This window comes from Rhodococcus sp. 05-2256-B1 (genome assembly GCF_002258465.1).
Classification (GTDB): Bacteria; Actinomycetota; Actinomycetes; order Mycobacteriales; family Mycobacteriaceae; genus Rhodococcoides; species Rhodococcoides fascians.
The window spans coordinates 43,576-59,439 of the sequence record NZ_NOZA01000030.1; the positions used below are offsets into that span (position 1 = coordinate 43,576).

Genomic DNA, 15,864 nt, shown 5'->3' on the forward strand with positions numbered 1-15,864 from the left:
GTATGGCCTCCAGAGTGCTCAATGCAACGTCACTGGCACGAGATCTCGGAAGCTGGCGCGGCGACGCGTCGGCCGATGGATCCGGCAGGCGCAAGGCCTCCCGTCCCACGTACAGGGCTCTCGCAGACGGGGTTCGACTGCTCATTCACGACGGCCGCATCCCGTTGGGTGTCGGGTTGCCGAGTGAACGCGATCTGTCGGCTGCTCTCGACCTGAGTCGCACCACGATCACCTCGTCGTATTCGGTGCTGCGCGACGAGGGCTATCTCATCAGCAAGCAGGGATCGCGCAGCACCGTGGCGTTGCCTGCTGCGCCGACCCCTAACGGCATGTTGATTCAGTCGACGTCGCCGTCGGGTCCGGTGGTGGACATGAGTCATGCGGCCATGTCGGCGGCCGACGGAACCATGACGGCAGCGTACGAGTCTGCGCTGCAAGCACTTCCGACGTATCTGCCCACTCACGGTATGGAGCCCATCGGACTCGCAGTGTTGCGGGAGGCCATCGCGCAGCGCTTCGTCGAACGTGGGTTGTTCACCACCGCCGATCAGATCATGGTGACTTCGGGTGCGCAGCAAGCAGTTCGGTTGCTACTGGGCACGTTGACCGCGCCCGGTGATCGCGTCCTGATCGATCACCCGACGTATCCCAATGCACTCGAGGCCATCAGGCGTGTCGGTGCCCGGCCGGTGCCGGTGCCGGTCCGTCCCGTCGAAGGAGATTGGGATCTCGACGGGATCCGCAGTGCGGCAAGGCAAACCGCCGCGAAGGTGGCGTACTTGATTCCCGACTTCCACAACCCCACCGGGCAGGTGCTCGACGCGGAGGGGCGCGCCGAGCTCGCGCGCATCACCCGAGACACCCGAATGACGCTCATCGTCGACGAAACCATGGTGGACCTGTGGCTCGATGCGCCACCACCGCAACCGGTCGCGTCGTTCGGGCGGGTGTCGGGATCGGACATCGTGACGATCGGGTCGGCGTCGAAGTCGTTCTGGGGCGGTCTGCGCATCGGATGGATCAGAGCGCATCCATCGCTCGTGTCGCAGCTCGCCGGCTCGCGAGCAGCACACGACCTCGGTACCTCGATCGTCGATCAACTGGCGTCGTCGTTCCTGCTGCAGGACGCCGAACCCGCGCTGGAGGTCCGTCGATCCCAACTGCGGGAGCGTCGAGATGTGCTCGAAGATGCTCTGGCCGAACATGTTCCGGAGTGGAAATACCGGCGCTCGGAGGGCGGGATGTCGCTGTGGCTTCAGCTCCCCGCTCCGGTGTCGAGTGCGCTCGCCGCTACTGCGCCTGCGTTCGGGGCAGTATTGGCCGCAGGTCCACGGTTCGGAGTCGAGGGTGCATTCGAGCGTTACCTTCGGCTGCCGTACACCCGTGAGCCGCAGGAGCTTCGGGCTGCGGTTGCGGCCACTGCCGCGGCGTACCGAGCCTTGGCACCGAGCGTCGAATCCGAACAGCCGGCCCTGGTGTTCTGACCGCGAGCTCGAAGTTATGGACGAGAATCAGCCGTAAAGCGTCCATAACTTCGAGTTCGGCGCAAAGAATTACGCCCAGACGGATGCGATGTCGGTCGCCGTGGCGGGCGGTGGCGTCGGGACGCCGTTTTCGGTGCGGGAGAACCGCGGTGCCGGACGGTGCTGCGTCACGCCACCGATGTCGATGAGCGAGTCTCGGTCCTTCATGTGTGGGTGGTTCGGAGCCTCGGCGAAGGTGAGGACGGGGGAGACGCAGGCGTCGGTGCCGTCGAAGATTGCGGCCCATTCGTCGCGGGTCTTGGTCAGGAATGTCGCGGTGAACGTCTCGCGCAGTTCCGGCCAGCGCGACTTGTCCATCTGTGACGGTAGGTCTGCATCGGACAGACCGAGACCGGTCACGAGCTGGGCGTAGAACTGCGGTTCGAGGGACCCGACCGCCATGTACTTGCCGTCCGACGTCTCGTACGTGTCGTAGAACGGCGCGCCCGTGTCGAGCAGGTTGACGCCGCGGTCGTCGCTCCATGCTCCGACGCCTCGCCAGGCCCAGATCATGTGCGACAGTGCCGCGGTGCCGTCGACCATGGCTGCGTCGACGACCTGTCCCTGTCCCGAATTCTGTCGTTCGTAGAGCGCCGCCATGATGCCGAAGACGAGGAACATCGATCCGCCGCCGAAGTCGCCGACCATGTTCATCGGTGGCACCGGTCGTTCGCCGTCGCGGCCGATAGCGTTGAGGACGCCTGTGACGGAGATGTAGTTGATGTCGTGGCCGGCGGTCTGCGCCCAGGGGCCTTCCTGCCCCCAGCCCGTCATGCGGCCGTAGACCAGGCGCGGGTTTCGGGCGAGGGCGTCGTCGGGGCCGAGTCCGAGTCGTTCGGTGACGCCGGGGCGAAAGCCTTCGATCAGGACGTCGGCGCGTTCGATCAGGCCGAGGACCTTCTCGATGTCGGCGGGATCCTTGAGGTTCGCTTCGACGATGGTGCGGCTGCGCAGCTGGTGGTCGTGTGGAGAGACCTGTCCGGCGCGCTGGACGCGGACGACGTCTGCGCCGAGGTCGGCCAGCAGCAGTGCGGCGTGCGGGCCGGGTCCGATCCCTGCGAGTTCGACGACGCGGAGCCCTGCGAGCGGTCCACCAGTGTTAGCCACGTTTGTTGCCTCGTTCCGACTCGTCAGCTGCGATAGTGAATGGAGACTAACGTGTACTAGGGCGTCCAAGTGATGTGGGTGTGGATAATAAGGCTGTGACTGCCCCAGATCCCGTCCGCATCGGTACTCCACTGACCCCCGGTGCCACCCGGGTCATGCTCCTCGGAGCAGGTGAGCTGGGCAAAGAGGTCATCATCGCGTTCCAGCGCCTCGGTGTCGAGGTGATTGCCGTCGACCGTTACGACAACGCCCCGGGGCACCAGGTGGCGCATCACGCGTACACGATCGACATGAGCAACCCCGAAGAGCTGCTGGCCCTGATCGACGCCCAGCAGCCGGACTTCGTCGTCCCGGAGATCGAAGCCATTGCCACCGATGCGCTCGCCGAGGTGGAGTCCAAAGGACGCTCCGTGGTCATTCCGACCGCGCGTGCAACACAATTGACGATGAATCGCGAAGGAATCAGGCGGCTCGCGGCCGAGGAGCTCGGTCTGCCGACCTCGCCGTACGCGTTCGCCGATTCGTTGGACGAGGTCCGACAAGCGTTGTCCCACATCGGCTTCCCCGCTGTCATCAAGCCGGTGATGTCCTCGTCCGGTAAGGGGCAGTCGGTGGTACGAACCGAAGCCGACGTCGAGACGGCGTGGGACTACGCGTTGAAGGGCGGTCGAGTCGACCTCGGCCGCGTCATCGTCGAGGGATTCGTCGATTTCGATTACGAGATAACACTTCTCACCGTGCGCGCGACAAACGGGACTTCGTTCTGCGAGCCGATCGGTCATCTGCAGGAGTCGGGCGACTACATCGAATCCTGGCAGCCGCAACCGATGTCCGACGCGGCACTCGCGTCGGCACGCGAAGTGGCCGAGAGAATCACGACGGCGCTCGGTGGTCGGGGACTGTTCGGCGTGGAGCTGTTCGTGCAGGGCGACAACGTGTACTTCTCCGAGGTCAGCCCCCGGCCACACGATACCGGCCTGGTAACGCTTCGTACGCAACGGTTCTCGGAGTTCGAGCTGCACGCCCGCGCCGTTCTCGGTCTACCGATCGACACGACGCTGCTCTCGCCGGGAGCGTCGGCGGTCATCTACGGCGGTGTCGATGCGGACGGAATCTCGTTCGAAGGCGTCGCCGATGCCCTCGCGGTTCCCGAAACCGACCTTCGACTGTTCGGCAAGCCCGCCAGCTTCGTCCGGCGGCGAATGGGTGTTGCGGTGTCGACGGCGTCGGACATCGAGACCGCTCGCGCTCGGGCCCGCGAGGCAGCAGGCAAGGTTCGACCGACCGTCTAGATTGAGGCCACCACCGCCGCGGTAGCAAGGGCGTTGTTCATCGTGTGCAGTGCGATGCCCGGAATCAACGATCGGTGCAGTCGAACCAGCAGGGCCGCAGCAGAGCCTATGCAGACCATGATCAGCGCGATGGCGGGCAGCACGTGGACGGCCCCGAAACACACCGCGGATCCGAGAACCGCGATCTGCCATCGTGTTCGGGTGTCGAACCACCCGAAGATCACCCGACGGAAGAGGACTTCCTCGAGTACCGGTGCGATCAGCACAGTGCAGGCGATGGTGAGGGTTCCGGCGACCACACCCACGTCGAGTGCGTCGAGAGTCGACGCGCTTCCGCCGGCATCCGAGGCGGGAGCTATGTCGACAGCGCCGGCGAGTGCAATGCCGACGCTCATGGCGGCGATCCACGCGACGGGCACTTCCCACAGCAGGTGCCACAGTGAGCGTGGACCCGACGTGAGCTGCAGATCCTTCCACGTCCAGCCGCGGCGACTCAGCGACTGCCACAAGGCAACTGCGAACACCGCCGTCGCCAGCGGAATGGCGTAGCCGAGTACCCAATTCAGGTCGAACACACCGACGAGAAGCACGACCGCGGCCACCACAGCGATGGCCCCGATGAGCAGGCTGCCGATGGACAGCAGGGCGTCGCCGCCGGAAACGGGACGTTCGAAAGTCGCGGTTCGGGGCACAGGCGTCAACTTACCGGCGATCGGCGTGCACACTTGACCACCATGAGCGCTCTCGGAGAAATACTGGTCGGCCTGGTGATTCTGGTCGGCCTCGTCGGCATCGTCGTGCCCGTCCTGCCGGGCACCATCTTGATCTTCGCGGCTGTTGCGGTGTGGGCGTGGGTTACCGGCGGCACCGCCGCGTGGACGGTGTTCGGCATCGCGACGGTGCTGCTGGTTCTGAGCGGCGTCGTGAAATACACCTGGCCGGGCCGCCGGATGCGCGAGGCCGGCGTGCCGATGCGGTCGCTGATCGTCGGCGGCCTGCTCGGCATCGTCGGCTTCTTCGTCATTCCCGTGGTGGGCCTGTTCATCGGTTTCATCGCAGGCGTCTACGTGGCCGAACTACCCAGGCACCGCAACCATTCCGAGGCCTGGCGATCGACCGTGCACGCCACGAAGGCGGCTGGTCTGTCGATTCTGGTGGAACTGTTCGGCGCGTTGCTCGCCTCGGCCGTGTGGCTCGGGGGAGCAGTACTGATCTAGGGGACCCGATACCAGGCCCGCGCGTTACCGTCGAGCACAGCGGGGAGGTCGCCGCCGACGGCCCCGGAGATGATGTCGATGTCGGTCTCGGAGAACGGCCGTGGGGCTCGCGTACCGGGCAGATCGGTGCCGAACAGCAGTGCCTCCGGGTTCACACGGTGGATCTGCTGAAGGGTGTCGACGATGTCGAGGTCCACGCGGCCGAATCCCGTTGCCTTGACGCGTACTCCGCGGTCGACGAGGTTCAACAGATAGGGAAGTCCCTGCGTCGACAGTCCCAGATGGTCGATGCTCACCGCCGGTAGTTTCGCGAGGATCGGCTCGAGCGAGAGCAGCAACGACGCGTCGACGTACAGCTCGGCGTGCCAGCCCACCAGTTCGTGCACTCGTCGGGCCTGCGTGGTGAGCATCTCGACGTCGGTCTCACCGCGTTTGAGGTTGAATCGCATCGCCCGCACGCCAGCCTCGTCGAGGGCGACGATTTCTTCGTCGGTGCACCCCGGATCGAGCTGGGCCACCCCCACCCAACCGCGTCCGAGCGTCTCCAGTGCGGCCAGCAGATAGCTCTGATCGGTGCCCTGGAACGATGCGGTGACCACGGCACCGCCGGTGATCCCGAGCCCGTCGACGTCGTAGAGATAGTTCGAGACGGTGTACGGATCCGGCGTGTATCCCTGGTTCTCGATCAGCGGAAATCGAGGGTCGATGATGTGTAGGTGGGCGTCGAACACGGGTCCCAGCATGCCAGCTCGCCGATTCGCCGTCGCGGCCACCTGGCTCGGTGTTTGAATGCGAAACATGAAACCGGAGACCACCGTCGTTCTCGACGGATACACGTATTTCGAATGTCCACGCTGGCACGACGGGAGGATCTGGGTATCGGACTTCTACAGCCATCGCGTCGTATCCGCCCTCGAGGACGGTTCCGACGTGCGAGTCGAGGCCGAGGTGCCCAATCAGCCGTCGGGCCTGGGCTGGTTACCCGACGGGCGGCTGTTGATCGTCTCGATGCGCGATTACAAACTGCTACTGCGCGAGCACGACGGGTCGCTGACCGTCCATGCCGATCTGTCGACGTACGTCACGGCGAACCTCAACGACATGCTCGTCGATGCGCAGGGACGCGCGTACATCGGCAACTTCGGATTCGACCTGATGAATTTCGCTCCCGTCGAGACGGCCGATCTGATTCGCGTCGATCCCGACGGGTCCGCGCACGTCGTGGCCTCGGACCTGTACTTCCCCAACGGAATGGCGTTCACCGATTCCGGTGAACTGCTCGTCGACGAGACGGTCGGGAACCGGGTCAGTGCGTTCGATATCGCCGAGGACGGATCGCTGGGGGAGCGGCGTGACTGGGCGACGTTCGGTGAACTGCCGTCGTCGACGGACATGGCAACGGCCATGAGTGAGGTGAAGGTGGCCGCCGACGGCTGTTGCATCGACACCGACGGCACGATGTGGATCGCCGACGCACTCGGTCAGCGCGTGTTGCACGTCGCGCCGGGCGGAGAGGTTCTCGAGCAGCTCGACTTCGATCTCGGAGTGTTTGCGTGCGGACTCGGCGGATCCGACGGTCGCACGCTGTTCGTCTGTGCTGCACCGGATTTCAACGAGCATCAGCGCAAGATCGAAACCGAGGGAAAGTTGCTGGCGGTTCGGGTGTAGAGCGCTTCGCGCATGTGAGTGGAAACTCGTAGCCTGCTACGCGTTTCCACTCACATGCGGCGCCAGCCGCTCTATGCCTTGTCGGGCTCGGAGGCCTTCAGCATGTCCTCACGCTCGACGACCTTGACGCGCTCGCGGCCTTCTTCTTCGCCGAGGGAGCGTTCGTGGGCGTCGAGGCGGTACCAGCCGTCCCAGGTGGTGAACGGAACCTGCTTGCCTTCGAGGAACGAGGTGACGGCCTCGAGGTCCGGCTCGGCCGCACCGGCGAAGCTCGGCGCATCCTCGAGCAGGTTCGCGACTGTTTCGTTGGCGTCGCCCTTGGTGTGACCGATGAGGCCGACGGGTCCGCGCTTGATCCAGCCGGTGACGTACGTGGCGGGAACGGGCGTGGTGGAGTGCGGCGATTCGACGACGCGTCCGGCCTCGTTGGGGATGGTGCCTGCCTGCTCGTCGAACGGGAGCTGGCTGATGTTCTGGCTGAGGTAGCCCACGGCGCGGTAGACGGCCTGGACGTCCCAGTCGTTGTACTTTCCGGTGCCGCGGACGTTGCCGGTGCCGTCGAGTTCGGTGCGTTCGGTACGCAGACCGACGACCTTGCCGTCCTCGCCGAGTACCTCGTGCGGGGACTCGAAGAAGTGCAGGAACAGCTTGTGCGGGCGAGCGCCGACGTCGCGGATGGCCCAGTCCTGCAGGGTGTTGGCGACCATGTCGATCTGCTTGGAGCTGCGGCGAGCCTGCTCGGAGCCTTCGTCGTAGTCGATGTCCTCGGGGGCGACGATGACCTCGATGTTGGGCGAGTGGTCGAGCTCGCGCAGTTCGAGCGGGGTGAACTTGGCCTGAGCCGGGCCGCGACGTCCGAAGACGTGCACCTCGAGTGCCTTGTTGGCCTTGAGGCCTTCGTAGACGTTGGCGGGGATTTCGGTGGGGAGCAGTTCGTCGCCGGTCTTGGCGAGAACGCGTGCGACGTCGAGGGCGACGTTGCCGACGCCGAGGACGGCGACCTTCTCGGCCTCGAGGGGCCAGGTGCGGGGGACGTCGGGGTGGCCGTCGTACCAGGAGACGAAGTCGGCGGCACCGTAGCTGCCGTCGAGGTCGATGCCGGGGATGTTCAGTGCGCGGTCCGCGTTGGCTCCGGTGGAGAAGATGACGGCGTCGTAGAAGCGACGCAGGTCGTCGAGGTTGATGTCGGTGCCGTAGTCGATGTTGCCGAGCAGGCGAACCTGAGGCTTGTCGAGCACCTTGTGCAGGGCGGTGATGATGCCCTTGATGCGTGGGTGGTCAGGGGCAACGCCGTAGCGAATGAGCCCGAACGGGGCCGGCATCCGCTCGAAGAGGTCGATGCTCACGCCCGGTCCGCTGACATTGTGGTCGGACTTCATGAGCGCGTCGGCGGCGTAGATGCCTGCCGGTCCGGCACCGACGATGGCGACGCGGAGTGGACGAGTCTGATCAGTCATGTGCAGCGAGCTACCTTCTTCGAGGGAAGTGCGGACACCCCAGCATAAATTAAGGACAACCTGAGCTGGGGCAGTGGGCAACTTGCCGTATTCCCCGGGTTCCGGTAGGAATTGACCCGTGCAGACGACATACCTGGTCCGACGGTTCACCGTCGACTTCTGTCGCACCTGCACCAACATGTGTTGTCGGTGACCTGACCCGACGCCCAATCCCTGTTCCCCGACGTCGTCGGGACGGGATCCCTCCCTCGACGGCCGTGCCGCGACCAGTAGGCGCACCGCTGTCTCTCGGATTCGAGGACACATGACCACTCTGGAACAGACAGTTTCGCTCACTCTCGACAAGCTCGGCCCGTCGTTCGGTGCCGAAGTCATCGGTCTCGATGTCGCGTCGGCCTCCGATGCGCAGATCCACGCCGTCCGCCGAGCTCTCGTCGAGCACAAGGTTCTCGTGCTCCGAGGTCAGTCGATCGACGACGCAGGCCACATCGAGTTCGGCCGCCGACTCGGTGACCTCACCGCCGGGCACCCCGTGCACGACAGTGGTCACGTCGCCCCCGAGGTCTATGCCCTCGACAGCCAGGACAACGGTTTCGCCGACGTGTGGCACACCGACGTGACATTCATGGAGCGCCCACCGATGGGGTCTATCCTGCGGCCCGTCGTACTGCCTCCGCACGGCGGCGACACCAACTGGGCCGACAGTCAACTCGCCTACGAGTCCCTGTCCGCGCCGGTTCGCCGAATGATCGACGGGCTCACCGCAATTCACGACGGTAACCGTGAGTTCGGCTACTACCTCGCGCAGAAGCGCGGCGGTAAGGGCAACGTGTGGGACGGCAAGGAAGTGACCGCGCTGGTCCCCGTCGAACATCCCGTCGTGCGGGTGCATCCGGAAACCGGCCGCAAGGGGCTGTTCGTCAATCCGGGTTTCACCGCCCACATCGTGGGCGTCTCGGAGGCGGAGAGCCGCGGAATCCTGGATCTGCTGTACGCGCACCTCACCAAGCCCGAGCACATCGTGCGCCACCGTTGGCGTCTGGGAGATCTGGTGCTGTGGGACAACCGCAGCACCTCGCACTACGCCAACCGCGATTACGGCACCGAGCACCGCAAGATGCACCGCATCACGTTGCGCGGCGACATTCCCGTCGGACCCCGGTAGTTCCGGGCACGTCGGATCGAGGAAGATTGCCTACATGGCGTCGTGGAGTGAACGTAGGCAGCAGTGGGTCGACAGTCGTGAGGAAGCGCGCAACAACGCATCCCAGGCGGCTGCCGACTCCGGTGAGCAGCGTCCGCCCACCGCGTGGCCTTTCATCATCGCTGCGGGCATCGTCGTCGTGCTGCTCGTCGGCATCTTCGCGGCGTCCAAGTTCGCCCCCGCGGAGGACAACGTGACACAGGCGCAGTTGCTCACCGACGCCGTCGACGGTTTCCTCGAAGCACAGAACACCGGTGACGCGGATCTGCTGCGTGCGAACACGTGCGCCGATCAGGTCGAGCGCCTGATTCCCGGCGACGACGCCCAGTACCGCACCGACCGCGCAGGCGACGTGGAACGCAACGGCGAGACGTCGATCGACGGAGTGCCCACGGGGTACGAGGTCAACGGCGACCGCGGCGTCGTCACGGTACCGCTGAAGGAAGAGAAATCCGGAGCGCAGACCGACGACAAATGGAAGTTCGTGCGGGTGAACGACACCTGGTTGGTGTGCAATGTCTGATCTCGGTATGTGTGTCGTAACAGCAAGTGACGGAAGGCTGATCCAGTGACCTACGCAGGTGACATAACCCCGCAGGCGGCGTGGGAGTTGTTGCAGAGCAACCCCGATGCCGTTCTCGTCGACGTCCGCACGCACGCCGAGTGGCAGTACGTCGGCGTACCCGACACCTCCGGCATCGATCGCCCGACCCACCTGATCGAGTGGGTGAGCTACCCCGACGGCGCTCGCAACACCGGCTTCGTCGACGAGCTGAAAGCCGCAGGCGTGGACGGCGATCGGCCGGTGGTGTTCCTGTGCCGCTCCGGTCAGCGATCCATCGGTGCGGCCGAGGCCGCCACGGCTGCGGGAATCGGCCCGTCCTACAACGTGCTCGACGGTTTCGAAGGTGCCACCGATGCTGACGGCCACCGCGGTGCCGTGGGGTGGCGTGCGGTCGGGTTGCCCTGGAGGCAGTCGTGACGAACATTCCCAGAGGCGGGGGTTTTCAGAAGCCGCTACCCGACGGTGTGGGTCAGGGAACGCTGGGAGTTCGCGGCGGTCTGATGCGATCGGGCTTCGATGAAAACGCCGAAGCGCTGTATCTCACCTCGGGTTTCGTCTACGAGAGTGCCGGTGCCGCCGAGCGGGCGTTCACCGGTGACATCGATCATTTCGTGTACTCGCGCTACGGCAACCCGACGGTCAAGATGTTCGAGGAGCGGTTGCGGCTGATCGAGGGTGCCGAGGCGTGCTTCGGCACGTCGAGTGGAATGTCGGCAGTGTTCACCGCGCTCGGCGCACTGTTGAAGGCCGGCGATCGATTGGTCGCTGCGCGTAGCCTTTTCGGTTCCTGCTTCGTGGTGTGCAACGAGATTCTGCCGCGCTGGGGCGTCGAGACCGTCTTCGTCGACGGCGAGGACCTCGAGCAGTGGGAGCAGGCGCTGTCGGTGCCGACGACCGCGGTGTTCTTCGAGACCCCGTCCAATCCGATGCAGTCGCTCGTCGATGTCAGGCGGGTGTCCGAGATGGCGCACGCCGCCGGCGCAACGGTGGTGTTGGACAACGTGTTCGCGACGCCTCTGCTGCAGCGCAGTCTCGAACTCGGTGCCGACGTGGTGGTGTATTCCGGTACCAAGCACATCGACGGCCAGGGCCGGGTGCTCGGCGGCGCGATCCTGGGATCGAAAGAGTACATCGACGGTCCGGTACAGACGTTGATGCGGCACACCGGACCTGCCCTGAGCCCGTTCAACGCCTGGACCTTGCTCAAGGGGCTCGAGACAATGCCGGTGCGTGTGCGGCATTCGGTGAACTCCGCGCTGCAGATCGCCGAGTTCCTCGAAGGGCATTCGGCGGTGCGGTGGGTCAAATACCCGTTCCTGCCATCACATCCGCAGTACGAGCTGGCGACGTCGCAGATGTCGGGCGGCGGCACGGTCGTCACGTTCGAGCTCGATGCCCCCGAGGGCGCAGGCAAGCAGCGTGCTTTCGAGTTGCTCGACGGCCTGAAGATCGTGGACATCTCGAACAACCTCGGCGATTCCAAGACGCTCATCACCCACCCGGCCACCACCACACACCGCGCGATGGGGCCGGAAGGTCGTGCCGCAGTGGGCATCACCGATGGCGTCGTGCGGATCTCCATCGGTCTCGAAGACACCGAGGACCTGATCGGGGATCTGGACCAGGCGTTGAAGTAGCTGGGTCAGTTCTCGAAGACGCTGAGTACCGTTCTGAACTTTGCCGTGGTTTCGTCCAGCTCGGCGTCGGGGTCCGAGTCGGCGACGATGCCGCCGCCGGCTGTGGCGGTACCGGACAGGCCGTCCGCGGTGAGTTCGATGCACCGGATCGCGACCATCCATTCACCGTCCCCGCTGCCGTCGGTCCATCCGAGCGCACCGGCGTAGAAGCCGCGGGATCCCTCGATCTCGGTGATCGCTCGCATGGCGGCGGCGCGGGGAACACCGGCGACGGCAGCGGTGGGATGCAGCGCCAATGCGAGGTCGAGGGCCGACGTCGACGGGTCGGCCAACGTACCGACGATCGGCGTGGACAGGTGCCACAGCTGCGGAGTGCTGCTCAGCTGAGGTGTCGCGGGTACGTCCAGTGTCTCGCAGAACGGCGCCAGTGCTGCCTTGATCTCGTCGACGACGAAGCGATGCTCGGCCTGGTCCTTCGCGCTGGCCGCCAGTGCCGCCGAGATACGCGCGTCCTCGTCGGGGTCGGTGGAGCGCGCGGCCGTCCCGGCGAAGGGATGGCAGCTGACGACGTTCCCGCGTTTGCGCACCAGCAGTTCGGGGCTTGCGCCGACGAGATGTCTGCCGGGCTCGTCTGTGGGCGAGAGGTCTGCGAAAAAGCCGTTTCCCATCGGATCGCGAGTCACCAACGCGCTCAACACCGCTGACGGATCGATGGGCGACTCTGCGGCCAATTCGATCGCTCGTGCGAGCACGATCTTCTCGGCGACACCGGCTTTCACACGCCGCACGACCTCACGTACCCGTTCGACGTGGACGCCCGGTTCGGGGATCTGGCGTACGACGGTGACGGACGGCAGCGGCGGCTGAGCATCCGGTACCGCCCACGCACCGGCGCGTCGGTAGAACTCCGCCGGCTCGATCAGCGCGGTGGCGTCGGACATGTCGAAAGGCAATACCCCGACGACGTTTCGGCCTTGCTGTACCGCCGCGACTGCGTCGGCGACGTCCGGAAACTGTTGCTGCACTCCCAAGCCGACGACATGATGATCCTGCCGAGACAGAACGAATCGGAGTTTCATCAGAACGGGTTCTGTGTGCGGCCCACCAGGTCTGCGACGGAATCGAGCACTTTCGTCGGACGGTACGGGTACTGCTCGACGGACTGTACGGTCGAAATGCCGGTCAACACCAGAATGGTCTGCAATCCGGCTTCCAGGCCGGACAGCACGTCGGTGTCCATCCGGTCGCCGATCATCAGCGTGTTCTCGGAGTGCCCGCCGATGGCGCGTAGAGCCGAACGCATCATCAACGCGTTGGGCTTGCCCACGTAGTACGGCTCCTTGCCCGTCGCCTTGGTGATGAGTGCGGCGACCGAACCGGTCGCGGGCAGCGAACCCTCGCGCGACGGACCGGTCGCGTCGGGGTTGGTGGCGATGAAGCGCGAACCCTTCTCGACGAGACGAATGGCGGTGGTGATGGCCTCGAACGAGTACGTTCGGGTCTCCCCGAGCACCACGTAATCAGGGCTGGAGTCGGTGAGGGTGTAGCCGATGTCGTGCAGCGCGGTGGTCAGACCCGACTCGCCGACGACATAGGCGCTACCGCCGGGCCGCTGATTGCCGAGGAAGGTGGCGGTGGCGAGAGCGGAGGTCCAGATGGACTTCTCGGGAATGTCCAAGCCGGTGAATGCGAGACGTGCGCGCAGGTCACGTGGGGTGCGGATCGAATTGTTCGTCAACACGATGAACGGGATCTCGTTGGCCTGCAGCTCGGCGAGGAACGTGTCGGCACCGGGGATCAGGTGATCCTCGTGGACCAGAACTCCGTCCATGTCCATCAGGTACGTCCACGGCAGGGGCTTCTGGATATCGGTCACCCCTCCATTGTGGACCATCCGGCGACCTGCGGACCATCTTCTCGACGCGGCCTAACTCGCTCGCCGCTCGTGGTCGCGTCGCGAGTTGGCCCGATGCACCAGCCGTTCGCGGGCCGTCATGCCGCCCCACACTCCGAACGGTTCGTTGGCTGCCAACGCGAACCGCTTGCAGGCGTCGAGCACCCCGCAGCCTGCGCACACCTGCTTGGCGCGATCCTCGCGTTGGCGACGCGCCGTTCGCCCCTCACCGGAGGGGGAGAAGAAGATCTCCGAGTCCTGACCCCGGCACAGTGCGTCGAGCTGCCAGTCCCAGGATTCGGCGGCAGACGAGGAAATCCTGCGTTCGATCATGGCGATTGCGGTGTTCTTCGACGCGGCAGAGTTGTTCGGCATCGTGGCGACCCAGTCCTTTCGTCGACGCTGTCGCTAGGAACCCTTGCCGTGTCGAAGGCGCGAGGCAATGGTTGAAATCAGGGTGATTCGAGACCGCGGTTCAGGACACGTCGGGGGTGTACTGATACAGGGCGTTCACTCGGTCGTCCAGCATGAACAGCGGAAGGATCACAGCCTGGATCGCGGCGATCACGGCAGGGAGATAGTCGCCTGCGACGACACACACGAGACTGCCGAGACCGAACAGAACAAGCGTCATACGGGGAAGCAGCCACGTCGGCTTCCGGTCAGTTCGCCTGAGCCCGTGGACAATCGCGGCCGCGACCGCCACGAGAATGGCGCTGTGAGCGGCCAGACGTATCGAATCGGACGTCTCGGCCATTCGGAATGTGCCGATCACGACCAGCGAACCGAGAAAGACGACACTCGCTGCGTTCAGCTGCTGATAGCGCGGCGTTTTTCGAAAGCCATCGTCACCGATCCTGGCTTTCCGCACGTGCATGGGTCGAATTCTCGCACGAGGGTGGTGGAGTTCGTCGACCCTCTACAGATCCAACCCGGGGGCGGTTGCGAGCTCGACGAGCGAATCGACTGCGATGGTGTCGTCGAAACGCAACTGCACCACCGTGTTCGACGGTCTGAGCACACTGAGCCACTCGGTCGGTTCCGTCCCTATCGTGCGCAGGTCGGACCTGCGGGTCACCACGGTGCCGTCGGGTATAACACTGCGCACCGCGTCCGGATTTTCGGGCCAATCCTTGTTGTCCTCGAGGGATATCTCGACGTTGAGCTGTGCGGTGCCGCGCGAGGTGGTGAGAACGACAGCATTGCAGGCGCTTCCGCTTCCCGAGCGACCTGGCATCAGGTCGCCCACAGCAACATCGGTGGATGTGTTCGGAAACGTGGTTTCCCACTGCGTCTGGAGTGCCGATCCGATGCGCTCGACCACATCGCGTGGGAGTGGGGGAACGGGGAACTCGCGCGGTGATCCACAGTCGGCTCGCGCTGGTTTCGTACCTTCGGGGACGCGTGCGCTCACCCGCAGTTCGGGATTCGAGACGATGTCGCGGAGCTCGTCGGCCTCGAGGGGGAGTTCGGCCTCGGCTCCTTCGTTCGAAGTCCGTGCGTGGACGGTGGTGTCCGGGAAGTATGCGGTCGCTGTGCGTCGATGCGTCGATACCCCGTCGTACTCGGACACCGCATCCAGCACATCGACGACGGTGCCGTCGGGCAGCGTGGTCCGTTCGTCGACCGATCCCTCGGTGCACGGCGGAATCGCATCGTCCCACGCCTCTGCCGAGACCCGAAGTGGTGCAGCGACTCCTGCACGATCGACAACCCCGGATGCCGTGCTGTCCCCACTGATGTCCTCTACGGTCATGCCGCCCGACAGTTCGGCATTCTTCGAGTAGATCTGTATCGGTTGGAACACCAGTGAATTCGAGGGGGACGCGAACTGCACTTCGACGTCTGCGGGCAAGGAGCGAACCAAGGACTCCGACATCGCCGACGCCTTCTCGGCCGTCAGCCACGGGTAGTCGGGGTTGTCGTACGTGCCTGGGTAGGAACCGGTCAAGAAGGAGAACGTCTCGCCGTCGGGAACAACGACGTCACAACCCGGTATGTCCTCGACCTCGGGTTGCGAATCATGGGTGATTCCGGCTGCCACACAGCCCGCGGTGACGATCGCAGCGACGACCACGGCGTCGATCCACACTCCACTACGCCGTATGTCGAGTCGCACACGACAAGCCTAATCGGTGATCGAGTGGCTCACGAGTAGTGCGCAACTCCCGGTTCCGGTCCGAAGACCTGTTCTTCACATCTAGCGGCCCGCGTCGCATCCGGCGTCTCGGTGCCGGGGCATATTCAGCTGACACTCGGCTAACATCGTCGGTGGCAAGGGTTGAAATCATAGTGATTGT

The 15,864-nt window shown here is 64.9% G+C and carries 17 protein-coding genes; 8 read left to right on the forward strand and 9 right to left on the reverse strand.

All coding sequences use genetic code 11. The features are described from left to right. Positions 1 to 2 precede the first annotated feature (2 nt). Entirely contained in the window at positions 3 to 1,484 is a 1,482-nt protein-coding gene (gene yczR, locus CH285_RS17280) for a MocR-like transcription factor YczR (protein WP_094643862.1), read from the forward strand. A gap of 69 nt (positions 1,485 to 1,553) precedes the next feature. On the opposite strand, the gene CH285_RS17285 is transcribed toward yczR, so the two are convergent. After that, positions 1,554 to 2,630, reverse strand: a complete 1,077-nt coding sequence (locus CH285_RS17285; protein WP_094643863.1) for a CaiB/BaiF CoA transferase family protein — start codon at positions 2,628 to 2,630, stop codon at positions 1,554 to 1,556. A gap of 95 nt (positions 2,631 to 2,725) precedes the next feature. Between CH285_RS17285 and purT the strand changes: the two genes are divergently transcribed. Next, on the forward strand, positions 2,726 to 3,922 hold the full coding sequence (gene purT, locus CH285_RS17290) for a formate-dependent phosphoribosylglycinamide formyltransferase (RefSeq protein WP_094643864.1): 1,197 nt from the start codon (positions 2,726 to 2,728) through the stop codon (positions 3,920 to 3,922). On the opposite strand, the gene CH285_RS17295 is transcribed toward purT, so the two are convergent. Beyond that, positions 3,919 to 4,614: a CPBP family intramembrane glutamic endopeptidase gene (locus tag CH285_RS17295; RefSeq protein ID WP_141214978.1), complete on the reverse strand. Its 696-nt coding sequence runs from the start codon at positions 4,612 to 4,614 to the stop codon at positions 3,919 to 3,921. The two genes, purT and CH285_RS17295, sit on opposite strands and share 4 nt — an antisense overlap. Positions 4,615 to 4,656: 42 nt before the next feature. Here CH285_RS17295 and CH285_RS17300 point away from each other — a divergent pair, with 42 nt between their 5' ends. After that, positions 4,657 to 5,139, forward strand: a complete 483-nt coding sequence (locus tag CH285_RS17300) for a DUF456 domain-containing protein (RefSeq protein ID WP_032371480.1) — start codon at positions 4,657 to 4,659, stop codon at positions 5,137 to 5,139. Here CH285_RS17300 and CH285_RS17305 read toward each other — a convergent pair. Next, a complete protein-coding gene (locus CH285_RS17305; RefSeq protein WP_057472913.1) occupies positions 5,136 to 5,882 on the reverse strand; it encodes an amidohydrolase family protein in 747 nt (248 codons plus the stop codon). The genes CH285_RS17300 and CH285_RS17305 overlap by 4 nt on opposite strands. A gap of 55 nt (positions 5,883 to 5,937) precedes the next feature. Here CH285_RS17305 and CH285_RS17310 point away from each other — a divergent pair, with 55 nt between their 5' ends. After that, positions 5,938 to 6,807 (forward strand): SMP-30/gluconolactonase/LRE family protein, encoded by an 870-nt coding sequence (locus CH285_RS17310; RefSeq protein WP_230073381.1) that lies wholly within the window; start codon positions 5,938 to 5,940, stop codon positions 6,805 to 6,807. A gap of 71 nt (positions 6,808 to 6,878) precedes the next feature. On the opposite strand, the gene CH285_RS17315 is transcribed toward CH285_RS17310, so the two are convergent. Beyond that, positions 6,879 to 8,264, reverse strand: a complete 1,386-nt coding sequence (locus CH285_RS17315) for an FAD-dependent oxidoreductase (protein ID WP_032371478.1) — start codon at positions 8,262 to 8,264, stop codon at positions 6,879 to 6,881. A gap of 304 nt (positions 8,265 to 8,568) precedes the next feature. Here CH285_RS17315 and CH285_RS17320 point away from each other — a divergent pair, with 304 nt between their 5' ends. The 4 genes from CH285_RS17320 to CH285_RS17335 are packed head-to-tail and all read left to right on the forward strand — an operon-like array spanning position 8,569 to position 11,670. After that, the gene (locus tag CH285_RS17320; RefSeq protein ID WP_032388982.1) at positions 8,569 to 9,429 is read left to right on the forward strand and encodes a TauD/TfdA dioxygenase family protein; all 861 of its coding nucleotides are present in this window, start codon (positions 8,569 to 8,571) and stop codon (positions 9,427 to 9,429) included. Positions 9,430 to 9,463: 34 nt separating this feature from the next. Then, the gene (locus CH285_RS17325) at positions 9,464 to 9,991 is read left to right on the forward strand and encodes an Rv0361 family membrane protein (protein WP_032382213.1); all 528 of its coding nucleotides are present in this window, start codon (positions 9,464 to 9,466) and stop codon (positions 9,989 to 9,991) included. 45 nt (positions 9,992 to 10,036) lie between these two features. Continuing rightward, a complete protein-coding gene (locus tag CH285_RS17330; protein WP_032371475.1) occupies positions 10,037 to 10,450 on the forward strand; it encodes a rhodanese-like domain-containing protein in 414 nt (137 codons plus the stop codon). Next, entirely contained in the window at positions 10,447 to 11,670 is a 1,224-nt protein-coding gene (locus CH285_RS17335) for an O-succinylhomoserine sulfhydrylase (protein ID WP_032364984.1), read from the forward strand. Before CH285_RS17330 ends, CH285_RS17335 begins: the two co-directional genes overlap by 4 nt. Before the next feature lie 5 nt (positions 11,671 to 11,675). Here CH285_RS17335 and CH285_RS17340 read toward each other — a convergent pair whose 3' ends face one another. The 5 genes from CH285_RS17340 to CH285_RS17360 form a co-directional block, all read right to left on the reverse strand. Next, a complete protein-coding gene (locus CH285_RS17340) occupies positions 11,676 to 12,749 on the reverse strand; it encodes an isochorismate synthase (protein ID WP_032371474.1) in 1,074 nt (357 codons plus the stop codon). Next, entirely contained in the window at positions 12,749 to 13,507 is a 759-nt protein-coding gene (locus CH285_RS17345; protein WP_068053998.1) for an HAD-IIA family hydrolase, read from the reverse strand. Before CH285_RS17345 ends, CH285_RS17340 begins: the two co-directional genes overlap by 1 nt. Positions 13,508 to 13,597: 90 nt before the next feature. Further along, positions 13,598 to 13,939 carry a WhiB family transcriptional regulator gene (locus tag CH285_RS17350; RefSeq protein ID WP_371828853.1) on the reverse strand — a complete coding sequence of 114 codons (342 nt, stop codon included), beginning with the start codon at positions 13,937 to 13,939 and terminating at the stop codon, positions 13,598 to 13,600. A gap of 100 nt (positions 13,940 to 14,039) precedes the next feature. Continuing rightward, positions 14,040 to 14,441, reverse strand: a complete 402-nt coding sequence (locus tag CH285_RS17355) for a hypothetical protein (protein WP_032371473.1) — start codon at positions 14,439 to 14,441, stop codon at positions 14,040 to 14,042. A 42-nt stretch (positions 14,442 to 14,483) separates the two neighbouring features. Beyond that, positions 14,484 to 15,683, reverse strand: a complete 1,200-nt coding sequence (locus CH285_RS17360) for a hypothetical protein (RefSeq protein WP_141214977.1) — start codon at positions 15,681 to 15,683, stop codon at positions 14,484 to 14,486. Between the last annotated feature and the right edge of the window lie 181 nt (positions 15,684 to 15,864).

Bases quoted from the DNA above. Each gene is read 5' to 3' on its own strand.
- CH285_RS17305 (WP_057472913.1), bottom strand. From the start codon at position 5,882: ATGCTGGGACCCGTGTTCGACGCCCACCTACACATCATCGACCCTCGA.
- CH285_RS17350 (WP_371828853.1), bottom strand. From the start codon at position 13,939: ATGCCGAACAACTCTGCCGCGTCGAAGAACACCGCAATCGCCATGATC.
- CH285_RS17310 (WP_230073381.1), top strand. From the start codon at position 5,938: ATGAAACCGGAGACCACCGTCGTTCTCGACGGATACACGTATTTCGAA.
- yczR (WP_094643862.1), top strand. From the start codon at position 3: ATGGCCTCCAGAGTGCTCAATGCAACGTCACTGGCACGAGATCTCGGA.
- CH285_RS17340 (WP_032371474.1), bottom strand. From the start codon at position 12,749: ATGAAACTCCGATTCGTTCTGTCTCGGCAGGATCATCATGTCGTCGGC.
- CH285_RS17320 (WP_032388982.1), top strand. From the start codon at position 8,569: ATGACCACTCTGGAACAGACAGTTTCGCTCACTCTCGACAAGCTCGGC.
- CH285_RS17300 (WP_032371480.1), top strand. From the start codon at position 4,657: ATGAGCGCTCTCGGAGAAATACTGGTCGGCCTGGTGATTCTGGTCGGC.
- CH285_RS17325 (WP_032382213.1), top strand. From the start codon at position 9,464: ATGGCGTCGTGGAGTGAACGTAGGCAGCAGTGGGTCGACAGTCGTGAG.
- CH285_RS17345 (WP_068053998.1), bottom strand. From the start codon at position 13,507: ATGGACATGGACGGAGTTCTGGTCCACGAGGATCACCTGATCCCCGGT.
- CH285_RS17355 (WP_032371473.1), bottom strand. From the start codon at position 14,441: ATGCACGTGCGGAAAGCCAGGATCGGTGACGATGGCTTTCGAAAAACG.
- CH285_RS17315 (WP_032371478.1), bottom strand. From the start codon at position 8,264: ATGACTGATCAGACTCGTCCACTCCGCGTCGCCATCGTCGGTGCCGGA.